The 14,501-nt window shown below is 74.1% G+C and carries 10 protein-coding genes; 9 read left to right on the top strand and 1 reads right to left on the bottom strand.

The genetic code is table 11. The features are described from left to right. From AB0F10_RS12570 to AB0F10_RS12530, 9 genes are all read left to right on the top strand, one after another. Positions 1–723 (top strand): hypothetical protein (locus AB0F10_RS12570; RefSeq protein ID WP_360623068.1); only part of this gene is annotated, 723 nt, incomplete at its 5' end. A gap of 395 nt (positions 724–1,118) precedes the next feature. After that, positions 1,119–1,544 carry a DUF350 domain-containing protein gene (locus AB0F10_RS12565; RefSeq protein ID WP_360623066.1) on the top strand — a complete coding sequence of 142 codons (426 nt, stop codon included), beginning with the start codon at positions 1,119–1,121 and terminating at the stop codon, positions 1,542–1,544. A gap of 44 nt (positions 1,545–1,588) precedes the next feature. Then, positions 1,589–2,026 carry a GNAT family N-acetyltransferase gene (locus AB0F10_RS12560; RefSeq protein WP_360623064.1) on the top strand — a complete coding sequence of 146 codons (438 nt, stop codon included), beginning with the start codon at positions 1,589–1,591 and terminating at the stop codon, positions 2,024–2,026. A 77-nt stretch (positions 2,027–2,103) separates the two neighbouring features. Beyond that, positions 2,104–2,889 (top strand): type 1 glutamine amidotransferase, encoded by a 786-nt coding sequence (locus tag AB0F10_RS12555; protein WP_360623062.1) that lies wholly within the window; start codon positions 2,104–2,106, stop codon positions 2,887–2,889. Beyond that, positions 2,890–5,925: a bifunctional [glutamine synthetase] adenylyltransferase/[glutamine synthetase]-adenylyl-L-tyrosine phosphorylase gene (locus AB0F10_RS12550; protein ID WP_360623060.1), complete on the top strand. Its 3,036-nt coding sequence runs from the start codon at positions 2,890–2,892 to the stop codon at positions 5,923–5,925. It abuts the gene before it with no gap. Next, complete coding sequence (locus tag AB0F10_RS12545; protein WP_360623058.1) at positions 5,918–7,333, top strand: hypothetical protein; 1,416 nt, start codon at positions 5,918–5,920, stop codon at positions 7,331–7,333. Before AB0F10_RS12550 ends, AB0F10_RS12545 begins: the two co-directional genes overlap by 8 nt. Further along, a complete protein-coding gene (gene mptB, locus AB0F10_RS12540) occupies positions 7,333–8,802 on the top strand; it encodes a polyprenol phosphomannose-dependent alpha 1,6 mannosyltransferase MptB (RefSeq protein ID WP_360623056.1) in 1,470 nt (489 codons plus the stop codon). The genes AB0F10_RS12545 and mptB (AB0F10_RS12540) overlap by 1 nt, the downstream gene beginning before the upstream one ends. Next, on the top strand, positions 8,799–10,265 hold the full coding sequence (mptB, locus tag AB0F10_RS12535) for a polyprenol phosphomannose-dependent alpha 1,6 mannosyltransferase MptB (RefSeq protein ID WP_360623054.1): 1,467 nt from the start codon (positions 8,799–8,801) through the stop codon (positions 10,263–10,265). Before mptB (AB0F10_RS12540) ends, mptB (AB0F10_RS12535) begins: the two co-directional genes overlap by 4 nt. Continuing rightward, positions 10,262–11,455: a glycosyltransferase 87 family protein gene (locus AB0F10_RS12530; protein ID WP_360623052.1), complete on the top strand. Its 1,194-nt coding sequence runs from the start codon at positions 10,262–10,264 to the stop codon at positions 11,453–11,455. The genes mptB (AB0F10_RS12535) and AB0F10_RS12530 overlap by 4 nt, the downstream gene beginning before the upstream one ends. Here the strand turns inward: AB0F10_RS12530 and AB0F10_RS12525 are convergent. Further along, on the bottom strand, positions 11,406–14,492 hold the full coding sequence (locus tag AB0F10_RS12525) for a BTAD domain-containing putative transcriptional regulator (RefSeq protein ID WP_360623050.1): 3,087 nt from the start codon (positions 14,490–14,492) through the stop codon (positions 11,406–11,408). The two genes, AB0F10_RS12530 and AB0F10_RS12525, sit on opposite strands and share 50 nt — an antisense overlap. Positions 14,493–14,501: the final 9 nt, after the last annotated feature.

Here is a 14,501-nt window from a genome sequence, read left to right as displayed (position 1 = left end):
GCCCTCAAGGACTTTCGGCCGGACTACGAGGCTGCGGGCCTCGGAGCCCTCGCCGCCCTCAAGGACGCCCGGCCGGACTACGAGGCGGTAGTCAGCGCTGGTCTCGGCGGCGTCAGATCCGCTCTCATGGATGCCCGGCCGCACTACGAGGCGGTAGTCAGCGCTGGTCTCGGCGACGTCAGATCCGCCCTCAAGGACTTTCGGCCGGACTACGAGGCTGCGGGCCTCGGAGCCCTCGCCGCCCTCAAGGACGCCCGGCCGGACTACGAGGCGGTAGTCAGCGCCGGTCTCGGCGACGTCAGATCCGCCCTCAAGGACGCCCGGCCGCACTACGAGGCCGTAGTCAGCGCCTCCCTGAAGGCCATGGCGGACTCGTCTCGCCGGGCTGCTGCAAGCGGACGAGAGGTGCTTGACGTTGATGTCCTCTTCGAAGAGATCGATGCCTACCTCGAAGATGCGCCGGCAGACTCGCCAACGATCCTTCACGACCAGGGACTGAGGGCAGTGTGGCGCGAGGCCGCGGCTCCCCTACGAGGCTGGCTCGGCCAGCCTAAGGTTAAGGTCCTCGGTTCCTTCGGCGCCTTCGTGATGCTGTCAGCGTGGTGGCTCGATCTGAAGACGTATCACCCCGACGTAGCCGAACTGATCGAGGTGCCCTTCACGATCCTCGTGGGGCTGTTGATACAACTCGTCTTTATGGTTTGGCCCAGGGATCCGAAGTGAACTCGGCATCCGCTGCGTTGGTCATGCAGCCCAGGCGTGGCCCACGACGTTCCACGGTTACGCCCTCCGAAAGCGCCAGTGGGGCCGACCGGCGGCAAATGTGTCGGGCCGCCTGTGGGCCGTCCGGGGCCAATCAACGCTGACAAACGATGCCAGGCGTTGACGGCTCGCTCGCAGGCCAGCGGCGTACGGGGGCGAGTCAGCGCAGGTGGGTATAGGGGTGCATCAGTTCCTGCGCAACAAGCGCCAGGAATGGGAGCAGTACCGGCGCGAGGTCACCCCGTACGAGCGGGAGCGCTATCTCGGCGCGCTCTGACCTTTTCATCCCGCCGGTGGATCACGTATGTGCCCTGGTCCGATACCGTGCCCTCTGACGTCGTGACGAGGGAGTAACCGTGCTACAAGATCTGCTTGAGGGTGCCGGGCGCAGCGTCGTCTTCGGTGGGGTCGGAATCGGGCTGATGGCGCTCGGTTATGTGCTGGTCGACCTGCTGACCCCGGGCAAGCTGCGCGACCTGATCTGGGTGGAGAAGAACCCGAACGCGTCCCTGCTGCTGGCCGCCAACCAGATCGGCATCGCGCTGATCGTCTTCACCGCGATCTTCACCAGCTACTCGGACTTCGTCGACGGGCTGGCGTCCACGGTCATCTTCGGCTTCATCGGCATCATGGTCATGGGCACGGCGTTCCTGGTCCTGGACTGGATGACGCCGGGCAAGCTGGGCGAGGTCATCTGCACTCCGGAGCGGCACCCGGGCGCGCTGGTCAGCGCGGCGTCGCACCTCGGCGCGGCCCTGATCGTCTGCGCCTGCATCTCCTGACCGCGGCCGGGCCGGCTGCCGGCCCGGCCTGCGATGATTCCCGGATGATCATCAGCCTGGAGCCCGTGACCAAGGACAACTGGCGGGCCTGCGTGGCCTTGACGGTCCGGCCCGATCGGCGGGATTTCGTCAACGACGTGGCGCACTACCTGTGCCTGTGCCAGTACGGCGGTCTCTGGCAGCCGCTCGCGGTGGTGCTCGAGGGCGAGGTCGCGGGTTTCTGCATGTGGGCCGTCGACGACGACCGGAGCCGGTGGATCGGCGGGGTCGTCGTGGACGCCTCCCGTCAGCGTTCCGGCGTCGGCCGCGCGGCGGTGATCGCGCTGCGTGACCGGCTCGCCGCCGAGCCGGACTGCCCGAACGTCGCGCTGAGCTACGTGCCGGAGAACACCGCGGCCCGGGCCCTCTACGCGTCACTCGGCTTCGTCGAGACCGGCGAGATGGACGACGACGAGATCGTCGCCCGCTGGGCCGCCTCCTGACGCCGCCGGCGGGCCGCGGATCGGCAGGACCGGGTGGGCGGGGTTCGATGTCGGTGCCACCCGATAGCCTCGAAGCCGTGGGTACAGCGCTGGTAATCGAGAACGACCCGTCCGACGATCTCCGCAGGCTGGGCGACTGGTTCGCCGAGGCGGGCCTCGAGCTGACCGTGCTGCGTCCGCATGCGGGCGATCCGCTGCCCGAGACGCTCGACGACCATCTGGCCCTGGTCGTGCTCGGCGGCGACCAGAGCGCCTACCCGGGCGCCACCGGCGAGGCGGGCGCGCCCTGGTTCCCCGCGCTCGAGGGGCTGCTGCGCAAGGCCGTGCGCAACCACGTGCCGACGCTCGGCGTCTGCCTCGGTGGGCAGTTGCTGGCCTCGGCGCACGGTGGCCTCGTCGAGCGCAGCACCTCGGGGCCCGAGATCGGCCCGGGGCTGGTCGCCCGCCGGGACGCGGCCGACACCGACCCGCTGTTCAAGTGGGTGCCGCTGCTGCCCGACGTGTTGCAGTGGCACAGCGACGAGATCACCGAGCTGCCGCTCGGCGCGGTGCTGCTCGCCGCCTCGTCACGCTATCCGCACCAGGCGTTCCGGCTCGGTGACCGGGCCTGGGGCCTGCAGTTCCACATCGAGTGCGACGCCGACATGATCGCCGGCTGGGCCCGCTCGGACAGCGCGGTCCTCGACGAGCTGGGCTACGACGCGGAGGTGGTCGTGGCGGCCTCGGCCGGGGTGCTCGCCGACATCGAGGAGGTGTGGCAGCCGTTCGCGGCACGCTTCGCCTCGCTCGCCCTCGGCACGCTGCCCGACGCCGACATCCCCAACCCCGGCACCGCGCCCACCCTTCCGCTGCTGGGCCGATAGGTGACCAGGCCCAGCCGGCTGGCCCGGTACGGCTTCGCCGACAACGGCACCCGCGCCGCCGACCTGCTCGGCCCCGGCGGGCTGCGGCTGTGGGACGCCGAGGCGCAGGGGCCGGTCGGCACCGACGCCGGCGAGCTCATCCACGCGCTGTCGCTCGCCGCCGATCCCAATCTGGCCCTGCGCCAGCTGCACCGGCTGATCGACGCGGTCGCCCGCGCCGCCCGCCGCGCCGACGGCGGCCCGGTGACCGGTCCCGGTGAGGAGATCGCCGAGAGCCCGGCGGCCGACGCTGTCCTGCACTCGCTCTATGCCGATCCCGGCCTGCGCCGCCGGCTGATCGCGGTGCTCGGCGCCTCGTCGGCGCTCGGCGACCACCTGGTGGCCAACTTCGACCAGTGGCGGATGCTCGCCACGGGCAAGACCGGCCTGCCGCCGAACGCCGAGGGCCACCTCGACTTCGGCGAGTCCATGGAGTCGGGGCCGCCGACCGTGCCGGCGCTGCGCTCGGCGTACCGGATCTCGCTGTTGCGGATCGTGGCCGCCGACCTGACGGGCGGCCGCGGCCTGGAGCCGACCATGGCCGCGCTCTCCCGGCTGGCCGACGAGACCCTGGCGGCGGCCTATGCGATCGCGGTCGCCGGCCTGCCGGCCGGCACGCCCGCGCCGAGGCTCGCGGTCGTCGCGATGGGCAAGTGCGGCGGCTACGAGCTCAACTACGTGTCCGACGTGGACGTCATCTTCGTGGCCGCCGGCGACGAGGACCTCAGCGCCGGCACCACGGTCGCCGCCCGGCTCATCGAGGTGTGCGGCCAGGTCGCCTGGCCGGTCGACGCGGCGCTGCGCCCCGAGGGCAACCGCGGGCCGCTGGTCCGCACGCTCGCCAGCCACCAGGCCTACTACCGCCGCTGGGCGCGCACCTGGGAGTTCCAGGCGCTGCTCAAGGCCCGGCCGGCCGCCGGCGACCTGGCGCTCGCCGCCGAGTGGATCGAGGATCTGGCCCCGCTGGTGTGGCACGCGGCGGAGCGGCCCGAGGCGGTCGCCGACGTCCGCGACATGCGCAGGAAGATCATCGACAACGTCCCGGCCCGCGAGGTGGAACGGGAGATCAAGCGGGGCCCGGGTGGGCTGCGCGACATCGAGTTCGCCGTGCAACTGCTGCAGCTCGTGCACGGCCGGATCGACGAGACGCTGCGCGAGCCCGGCACGCTGCCCGCGCTGCGCGCCCTGGTCGCGGGCGGCTACGTGGGCCGCGAGGACGGCGAGACGCTGCTGCGCGGTTACCGGTTCCTGCGCGGTGTCGAGCACCGCCTGCAGATGCAGCACCTCCGGCGCACCCACACCGTGCCGGACGACCCGAAGGGGCTGCGCTGGCTCGCCGCGGCCCTCGGCTACCGGGCGCTGCCGGGCAGCGACGCGGTCGAGGCGTTCCGCTCCGACTGGGTCGGGCACGCCACGCACGTGCGCCGCCTGCACGCCAAGCTGCTCTACCGGCCGCTGCTCGAGGCGGTGGCGCGGGTGCCCGCCGAGGCGCTGCGGATGACGACCGAGTCGGCCGGCCGCCGGCTCGAGATCCTCGGCTTCGCCGACCCGGCCGGCGCGCTGCGTCATCTGCAGGCGCTCACCGGCGGGGTCAGCCGCACGGCGGCCATCCAGCGCACGTTGCTGCCGATGCTGCTGCAGGAGTTCGCGGACGCGCCCGAGCCGGACCGCGGCCTGCTCAACTACCGGCACGTCTCGGACAAGCTGGGCAGCACACCGTGGTATCTGCGGCTGCTGCGCGACGGCGGCCCGGTCGCCCGCCGGCTCGCCCGGGTGCTCAGCCTCTCCCGCTACGCGACGGACCTGCTCACCCGGGATCCGGAGGCGCTGCGGCTGCTCGCCGACGACGCCGAGCTGCAGCCGCGGCCGCGCGAGGTGCTGCGCGACGGCTTCATCGCGGCCGCCGACCGCTACCTGCGCGACGGCGCCACCGACGCGGCCCAGGCCATCGCCGCGGTCCGCGCGGTGCGCCGCCGCGAGCTGTTCCGGCTCGCCTGCGCCGACATCCTCAGCCAGGCCGGCGACCTGGCCCCGGCGCAGCCGCTCGACGTGCACGAGGTCGGCGTCGCGCTCTCCGACGTCACCGACGCGACGCTGGGCGCGGCGCTGCACGCCGCCCGGCGGGTGCATCCGGGGCCCGAGGGCCTGAAGTTCGCGGTGATCGGCATGGGCCGCCTCGGCGGCTACGAGATGAGCTACCCGTCCGATGCCGACGTGCTGTTCGTCTACTCGCCGCCTGCGGGCATGTCCGACGGCGAGGCCAGCGCCGCGGCGCAGGCGATCGCCGAGGAGCTGCGCCGCACCCTCAGCGCGCCGGCGCCCGACCCGGCGCTGGGCGTCGACGCCGACCTGCGCCCCGAGGGCCGGCAGGGGCCGCTGGTGCGCAGCCTGAACGCGTACGCGCAGTATTACGCGCGCTGGTCGAAGGTCTGGGAGTCGCAGGCGTTGCTGCGGGCCCGCTTCGTCTGCGGCGACGAGGCGCTGGGCCGCGAGTTCGAGGCGCTCGCCGACGGGATGCGCTACCCGAGCGGCGGCCTCACCCGCGAGCAGGTCATCGAGATCCGCCGGATCAAGGCCCGGGTGGAGGTCGAGCGGCTGCCCCGCGGCGCCGACCCGAACACGCACACCAAGCTGGGCCGCGGCGGCCTGGCCGACGTCGAGTGGGCGGTGCAGTTGCTGCAGCTGCGCCACGGATACGCCCTGCCCGCCCTGCGGATGACCTGCACGCTCGAGGCGCTTGCCGCGGAGCTCTCGGCCAAGCTGGTCGACAAGGTCGACGCGGCTGCGATGACGGCGGGCTGGACCCTGGCGGCCCAGGTGCGCAACGCGCTGACCCTGGTGCGCGGGCGGCCGACCGATCAGCTGCCGCGGCACGGCGTCGAGCTGGCCGGGGTCGTGCTGCTGCTCGGCGGCGGCGACCCGGGCGAGTTCGTGGACAGATATCTGCGGCTCACCCGGCGATCGCGCGCGGCGATGGAACGGGTGCTGGATGCGTGATGCCGCCCGCCGGTCGATCCTGGCCGCGGCGGTGCTCGCGGCGCTGCTGCGCGTGCCGTTCATGTTCACCGGGCTGTCGACCGACGAGGGCGGCTACGCCTACGTGGCGCAGCAGTGGGCGCGCGGGGCCCGGCTCTACGACACCGCCTGGCTGGACCGGCCGCAGGGCCTGCTGTTGACCTACCGGGCGCTGCTGGCCATCGACGACTCGGGCTGGACGATCCGGCTCGGCATGGTCCTGGCCGGCGCGATCATCACGGTGGCGCTCGGCGCGATCGGCTGGCTGCTGGCGGGCCGGGCGGTGGGCGCCGCGGCGGCGTGGATCTACGCGGTGGTGGGCATCGCGCCGCACCTCGAGGGCATCACGTTCAACGGCGAGCTGCTGGCGGCGGTGCCGTCGACGGTGGCGATCGCGCTCGCGGTCCGCTGGTGGCGCCGCGACGGCTCGCTGTGGTGGCTCGCCGGGGCGGGGGTGCTGGCCGGCGCCGCGCTGACGATGAAGCAGTCGGGCATCGACGGCATCGTCGTGGGCCTGGTCGTCGTCCTGCTGGCGCGGCGCGGCGCCGGCCTGCTCGCCGCGGGCGGCGTGTTCGCCGCCGGTGTCGCGGTGCCGGTGGCGGCCTCGGTGCTGCACGGGATCGCCGTCGGATGGTCGTATTACTGGACCGCGCTGATCGGCTATCAGCTGTCCGCGATGGGCGGCTCGGGATCCAACACCGGCACCCGGCTCGCCGATTTCGGCAGGCACGCCGGTGACATCGCGCTCGACCTGACGGTGATCGTCATCGTCTCGCTCTTCGGGTGGAGGACGTTCGACCGGGGCGGCCGGTGGCTGCTCGGCGCCTGGCTGCTCGCCGGGTTCGCCGGCATCAACCTCGGCGGCTCCTACTGGCCGCACTACTTCGTCCAGCCGCTGCCCGCCCTCGTGCTGCTGGCGGCTGCCGCGATCGTCGCGGTCCCCTCGGTCCGGTGGCGGCGGGCGCTGGCCGCGGTGGTCGTGCTGCCCACGCTCGCGTGGCTGGTCGTGCTGGTCGGCTGGCCGGCCCGGCGGGCCGAGGCCATCCCGTACGATGCCCTGGCCGCCCGTGACGACCGGATAGCGGCCGTGATCAGGGACTCCACGACGCCGGACGACCGGATCTACGTACTGGAGTCCGAGGCGTACCTGTACTTCGCGGCGCAACGCCAGTCGCCGTATCCATATCTTTGGGGCAAACCGATCGACAAGATCCCGGACGCGCTGCCGCGCCTGCGCGCGATGCTCGCCTCGCCGCAGCGCCCGACCCTCGTCGTGCTCGACACGCCGCCCGCCGCGGTGGACCCCAGCGGCGGGATCGCGGCCGACCTGGCGGCGCACTACCACGTCGACTCGGTCGTCGAGGGCGTGACGATCCTGAGGGCCAACTGATGGCCGCGGTGGTGCTACCCGGGCGGCAGCGGGTCGAGGGGTGGCTGGCCCGTCCGGCGGTGCTGCGCTACCTGGGCCTGTTCGGCGCGGTCTGCTGCGCCGTCGACGGCATCCTGTTCGGCGCACCGACCTGGATCCGCCGGGGCGTGTCCGTGATGAGCATCCTGCGCGGCCCGAACGGCCCGCTGATCATGCTGCTCTGGATCGCCGGGCTGACGGCGCTCTGCACCGCGTGGTGGTGGGGCCGCAAGCTGGTCGCGGCGGGCCTGCTGAGCACGCGGTGGATCGTCGTCACCGGCCTGCTCTGGGTGCTGCCGATGCTCACGATCCCACCCCTGGCCAGCCGCGACATGTACGCGTACGCCTGCCAGGGTTCCCTGTTCGACGCGGGCTTCAACCCGTCCGTCGTCGGGATCTCCGCGCAGCCGTGCCCCTGGCTCGACTCGGTCTCCCTGGTGTGGCGGGACACCCCGACGCCGTACGGGCCGCTCTGGATCATGCTCACCGGCCTGGCCGCCGCCCTCGGATCGCAGGCCGTGGCGCTGGCGATCTTCCGGGTCTACGCGGTGCTCGCGGTGCTCGCGCTGGCCGCCGTCGTGCCGGTGCTGGCCCGCCGGCGGGGCGCGCCGCCGGACCGGGCGCTGTGGCTCGTGCTGTGCTGCCCGATCGTCGCCGTGCACGTCGTCGGCGGCGGGCACAACGACGCGCTCACCATGGCGCTGCTGCTCGCCGGGCTCGCGCTGATCGCCGGCCGGGCCCGCTCGATCGCCCTGCTGGTCGCGGGCGGTGCCGTCGTCGGAGCCGCGATCGCGGTCAAGACGACAGTCGGGGTGGTGCTGCCGTTCGCGGCGCTGCTCGCCGCCGGCGGCCTGCATCCCGGACGCGCGGGTCTGCTGCGCTTCCTGCGGTGCGGCGGCGCGGTCGTCGGCGGCGCTCTCGCCGGGCTGCTGCTGCTTTCGGCCGTCTCCGGGCTCGGGCTGGGCTGGGCCACCGCGCTCTCCGGCGCCGGCGAGTCCCGCAGCTGGACCTCGCCGTCGACGGCCGTCGGCATCGCCGTCAACGCGGTCGCGAAGTGGTTCGGCCTGCAGATCGACGCGGTGCCCGCGGCCCGGGTGATCGCGCTGGCGCTGATGCTTGTCGCGCTCGTCGTCGTCTGGTGGCGCTTCCGGCTCGGCGATCCGCTGCACGGCGCCGCCCTGGCCTGCCTCGTCGTCGTCTTCTGCGCGCCGATCACGCAACCCTGGTATCTGTACTGGGCGCTGGCGCTGTTCGCCGTCACCACGGTCCGGGTCCGGTGGCTGGAGATCGCGGTCGTCGCGGGGATGTTCCTGATCCTGCCCGACGGTGACGGTGCCTGGAAGCCGCTGCAGGTCCCGTTCGCGTTCCTGGTGACCGGGCTGGTGGTGTGGGTCGGCCGGCGGGCGGTCAGGTGGCTGCGCGAGCCGGTGCCGGCCGAGGCGATCGATTGACGCCGTCCGTCATCCGCTGGGGCGGCTTCGCGGGCAGCGTCGCGACCGCGGCGAGCGCGTACCTGGGCGGCTCCGGGTTCGTGCGGGTGCCCAGCGTCAACCCGCTCACGCTGCTCAGCGGGCAGCGCGGCGTCCTGCTGCCGATCTGCTGGGTGCTCGGCACGGCGCTGCTGATCGGCGCCTGGTGGTGGGGCCGGCACGTGGTGCCCTCGACCCGGTGGGCGCTGCTCACCGCCGGGCTGTGGCTGCTGCCGGTGCTGCCGTTCCTGCCGCTGGGCAGCGCGGACGTCTACTCGTACGCCTGCCAGGGCTACGTGCAGCACGCCGGCGCTGACCCGTACGCGATGGGGGTGCAGGAGTTCGGCTGCCCCTGGCTGGATTCGGTCGCGACCTCGTGGCGGGATTCGCCGGCGCCGTACGGCCCGCTGTTCCTGATCCTGGCGGGCTGGGTCGTCGGGCTCGCCGGCGGCTCCCTCGCCGGCGTCATCGCCGGGCTGCGGGTCATCGCGCTGGCCGGGGTGGCGTTGACCGCGCTGGCCCTGCCGGTGCTGGCGCGGCGGTCGGGCCGGGACCCGGCGCGCGCCGTCTGGCTGGTGCTGGCCTGCCCGCTCGTGCTGGTTCACCTGGTCTCCGGCGCGCACAACGACGCGCTGATGATCGGCCTCATCGTCTCCGGCCTGGCCCTGGCGGCGAGCGCGAGCCGGCCGCGGGCGGGCATCGCCCGGCCGGCGGCCCCGGGGCCCGTTCTGCTGATGGTCGCCGGCGGGCTGGTGCTCGGGCTCGCCGTCGCCGTCAAGGCGACCGCCGTCGTGGTGCTGCCCTTCGCGGTCCTCGCCGCGGCGGCGCCCGGTCATCGCGGTTCGCCGGTGCCGCTGCGCGCCCTGTGGCGCCCGGCACTGGCCATCGGCGGCGGCGCGCTGCTGGCCACCGCGGCGCTGTCACTCGTCTCGGGCCGTGGCTTCGGCTGGGTGGCCGGCCTCGCGCGCAGCGGCGACAGCGTGACCTGGGGCTCGCCGTCCACCGCGGTCGGGCTCACCGTCGACTTCATCGTGCGGCTGGCCGGCGGCGGGTCCGGCGCCGTGCCGGTGACCCGCGCCCTCGGGATCGCGCTGCTCGCGGTCATCCTGGCGGTGCTCTGGTGGCGGGCCCGATCGGGCGGCGCGCTGCCCGGCGCCGGGCTGGCGCTGGCGGCGACGGTGCTCTGCGCCCCGGTCTTCCACCCCTGGTACGCCACCTGGCCGCTCGCGGTCCTCGCCGCGACCGGAACCCGGCTCGACGGCGCGGAGCGCGAGGACCGGTGGCTCATCGGGCTGTGCGCGTTCGCCGCCACCCTCACCCTGCCGGCCGGCTACAACTGGGCGCTGTACACCCGCATCCCCGGCGCGCTGGTGGTCACCGGCGCGCTGATCGCGCTGTCCGTCGTGCTGGTGCGCAGGCGCCGGGATCGTAAGGTGTTCGCGTGACGCGCCGGGCCTGGATCATCGCCGCCCTCGCGGCATTCACCGCCGGGGTCCTCTCGTGGGCCGGCTACTACCACCGCTTCTTCGACTCGAAGGTGTACTCCGGGGCCGTCCGGTACTGGTTCCGCGAGGACGGCATGGTCTACGACTGGCTGCAGCCCGGCACCCCGTACGGATTCACCTATCCCCCCTTCGCCGGGATCGTCATGTCTCCGATGGCGTTCCTGCCGTACCTGATCGTCCTCGTGATCGCCTGCATCGCGACGGTCGCCAGCACCGCGCTGGTGACCTTGTGGCTCGTCGCCGGCATGGTGCGGCGGGCGGGCTGGGTGCCGTGGTTCGCGGGCGCCGTCGCCGTCGCCCTCGCGCTCTGCTTCGAGCCGGTCCGCGAGACGTTCAGCTTCGGGCAGGTCAACACGCTGCTGCTCGCCCTGGTCGTCGGCGACGTGCTCTTCGGGGTGGCGCGCGGCCGCAGGTGGGCCGGCGTCGGCATCGGCCTGGCCACCGCGATCAAGCTGACCCCGGCCGTGTTCATCCTCTACCTGCTCGTCACCCGGCAGTGGCGGGCCGCGGGCACGGCCATCGGCACGGCCGCCGCCGCGACGCTGGCGGCGGCGGGCCTGTTCCCGGACGCGTCCCGCGAGTTCTGGACCGCCGCGCTGTGGGACACCAACCGGGTCGGCAACCTCGAGTACCTCTCCAACCAGTCGCTGCGCGGGATGCTCGCCCGGCTGCCGGTGGACACCGTCGAGTCGCGGCTCTGGGTCGGCTGCGTGCTGGTCACGCTCGGCCTGTGGGTCTGGCGGGTGCGCGCCGCCGACCGGCTCGGCGATCACCTGGGCGGGCTCGCCGTCACCGGGATCGTCGGCTGCCTGATCAGCCCGGTCGCCTGGGTGCACCACTGGGTCTGGCTGCTTCCGGCGGTCGTCCGCTGCGTCGACGCCGGCCTGTCGTCGGAGAAGGACCGCAGGTCGCTGTGGCTGGGCGGCGCGGCGTACGTGGTGCTGTCCTCGCGGCTCACCTGGCTGTGGGAGAACGGGCCCCGGCCGCCGCTGGGCTTCGTCGGCAGCAACCTCTACGTCTGGTTCGGCATCGCGCTGCTGGTCTGGATGCCGCTCGGCGTGCCGACCGGCACGCCCCGGCTCAGGCGGGCGGTCGCAGACCGGTCGCCGCGAGCACCGTCGCCACGGTGACGGCGGCACCCGAGCGGTACGCCTCCGCGTAGCCCGCGTCGCCGAGGGCGTCGTGTGCCGCGGTCTCGATCCGGCCGGTGTCCGGCACCGACCGGTCAACCGAACCGCGCACCGCGTCGGCGGCACCGAGCAGCATCGCCGCCCGCTCCGGCTCCCCGGTGCGCAGCGCGTAGTCGGCGGTACCGACCAGGACCTGCCCGATCACCGGCGCGTCCATCGACTCGACGGCGGTCTCGATCGCGCTCAGGTGCAGGGCGTGCGCCGCGGGCAGGTCGCCGGCCGCGCCCTCGATCAGGGCCTGGGCCGAATGGACCAGCGCCTGGAACTGCGGCCCGTGCCCGGAGACGTTGACCACCTCGGCCACCCGGGCCATCCGGCTGCGCGCCTCGTCGAGCGCACCCTCCTCGCGGGCGATGTTCGCGTAGCCGTACTCCACCCAGGCCGTGACCTCGGCCTGGCCGATGTCCGCCGCCGTCTCGCGGGCCTGCTTGAGCATCCGGCGCGCCTCGGCCCGGTCGCCGGTCAGCCACAGCTGATGCGCCAGCTTCGTCTCCAGCTGTGGCAGGTCCTCGCGGATGCCGACCTCGCGGACCAGCGTGATCGCCTCCCGCTGCCAGTTGACCGCCTCCTGGAATTCGCCGCGGGCCGCGGCCATGTCGCCGAGCGCGCTGAGGGTGAAGCCGAGGCCCCAGCGCTCGCCGATGGCCCGGAACCCGTCGAGCGCCTCGCGCAGCTCGCCCCGGGCGACGTCCGCGCTCTGCCCGAAGTTGAGCCGCACGTGCGCCACGATCATCTTGGCGATCGCCCGCAGCCACGGGTCCGGGTCGTCGAAGAGCGACTCGATCCCCGAGAAGCCCGGCGGACGCTCCTCCGACCGGAACAGGGTCGCCAGCGGGCGCAGCAGCCGCAGCACCGGATGTGTGGCGTCCGGCCCCGCGCCGTTGCGCTCGGCCGCCCGGAACCACCCGTCGACCTCGTCGAGCGGCGCCGCGCCCTCGAGCCCGTTCAGCGCCGCGGACGCGTACGCCAGGCCGCGATCCTCGACCTCCGCCTCGCCGTCCAGGGCCAGCACGTCGCGGGCCAGCGCGCAGCCCTCGGCACGGTGCCCGCGCAGCCACCAGTACCAGCCCAGCCGGGCCGTCAGCGCCGTCGCGGTGCGGGCGTCGCCGGCGTCGACCGCCGCGCGTACCGCCGCGTGCAGGTTGTCGTGGTCGGCGCTGAGGCGGCGCAGCCAGGTCAGCTGATCGGAGCGGCGCAGCTCGGGCTCGGCGGTGCCGACCAGCTCCAGCAGGTAGCGGGCGTGCGCGACGCGCATCCGCTCGGTCTCGCCGGCCTCGGCGAGGCGCTCCAGGCCGTACTCCCGGATGGTCTCCAGCATCCGGTAGCGGTCGCCGCTGAGGACCAGCAGGGACTTGTCGACAAGCGCGCCGATGAGGTCGAGGTCCGCGCCGCAGACCTGCTCGACCGCGGTCACGCCGGCGCCGCCGTGGAACACGGAGAACCGCCGCCACAGCGCCCGCTCGTCGTCGCCGAGCAGGTCCCAGCTCCAGTCGACGACCGCCCGCAGCGTCTGATGCCGGGGCAGCGCGGCGCGGCTGCCGTTGGTGAGCACCTGGAACCGGTCGGTGAGCCGGTCGGCCAGCACGTCGACCGGCAGCGTCCGCAGCCGGGCCGCGGCCAGCTCGATGGCGAGCGGCATCCCGTCCAGGGCGCGGCAGATCCGGACCACCGGGCCGGTGGTGTGCGGGTCCAGCCGGAACCCCGGCCGCGCGGCCACCGCCCGGTCCAGCAGCAGCCGTACGGCCGGGTAGCCGGCGGCCTGCGACTCGGACGGCGCGACGGCGAGCGGCTCGACGGGCCAGAGCTGCTCGCCGGGGATGCCGAGCGGCTCCCGGCTGGTCGCCAGCAGCGTCAGTGCGGGCGCGGCCCTGAGCAACGCGTCGGCGACCGAGGCCGCGGCGTCGATGAGATGCTCGCAGTTGTCGAGGATCAGCAGCAGGTCCTTGCCGGCGAGCGCCTCGGTCAGCCGGGTCAGCGGCTCCACCGACTCGCTGACCACGGTGCCGAGCCCGGCCCGGGCGAGCGGCACCTGGCCGCGGAGATTCAGCGCGGTCAGGATCGCCTGCGGCACCTCGGCGGGGTCGGTGACCGGCGCGAGCTCGGTCTGCCAGACGCCGTCCGGGCGGCTGTCGGCCAGCGCCTGCCCGGCCTCCACCGACAGCCGGGTCTTGCCGCTGCCGCCCGGCCCGATCAGGGTCACCAGCCGGTGCCCGGCGATCAGCGCGCGGACCGCCAGCAGGTCGTCCTCGCGGCCGATGAAGCTGCTCATCTCGGCGGGCAGGTTGCCCCGGGACCGGCGCCGGAGCCCGCGCAGCGTCTCCACGTGCAGCGCGGTCAGCTCGGGCGACGGGTCGGCGCCCAGGGTGTCGGCCAGCTCTGCGCGGATCCGCTCGAACACGGTCAGCGCCCGCCCGGGCTGTCCGGCCGCGATCAGGGACCGCATGAGCAGGCCGGCCAGCGGCTCGTGCAGCGGGTGCGCCGCGACCAGCGCCTCCAGCTCGGGTATCAGGTCGGCGCCGCCGCCGGCCCGCAGCCGCGCCTCGATCCAGTCCTGCCGGGCGGCCAGCCGCAGGTCCTCCAGGCGTACAGAATCGGCCCGCGCCACGTCGGGGAACTCCGTCGGCCCGCGCCATAGCTTCAGCGCCTCCTCGCACCGGCCCTCCGCGACCAGCCGGGTGAAGCGGTGCGCGTCCACCCGGTCGCGGTCCAGGTCGAGCCGGTAGCCGGAGGGCGTCGCCGCCACCGCGAGGCCCGGCGCGGCGCGGCGCAGCCGGGACACCAGCGCCTGCAGCGCGTTGCCCGTGCCGACCGGCTGATCATCACCCCAGACCCCGTCGGCCAGCCGGCCGGTGGAGACGGCTCGGCCGGCGTCGAGGGCGAGCAGGATCAGGAGGGTACGCAGCCGCGCGCCCGCGACCGGCACCGGCTCACCGGTGTCGGCCCGCAGCTCGACTGGGCCGAGCACCGCGATGTCCACAGGTCGATT

The organism is Actinoplanes sp. NPDC026623 (assembly GCF_040638275.1).
Taxonomy (GTDB): domain Bacteria; phylum Actinomycetota; class Actinomycetes; order Mycobacteriales; family Micromonosporaceae; genus Actinoplanes.
The sequence above is the reverse complement of the archived record's forward strand: the minus strand, read 5'-3'. Positions and strand labels throughout refer to the sequence as shown.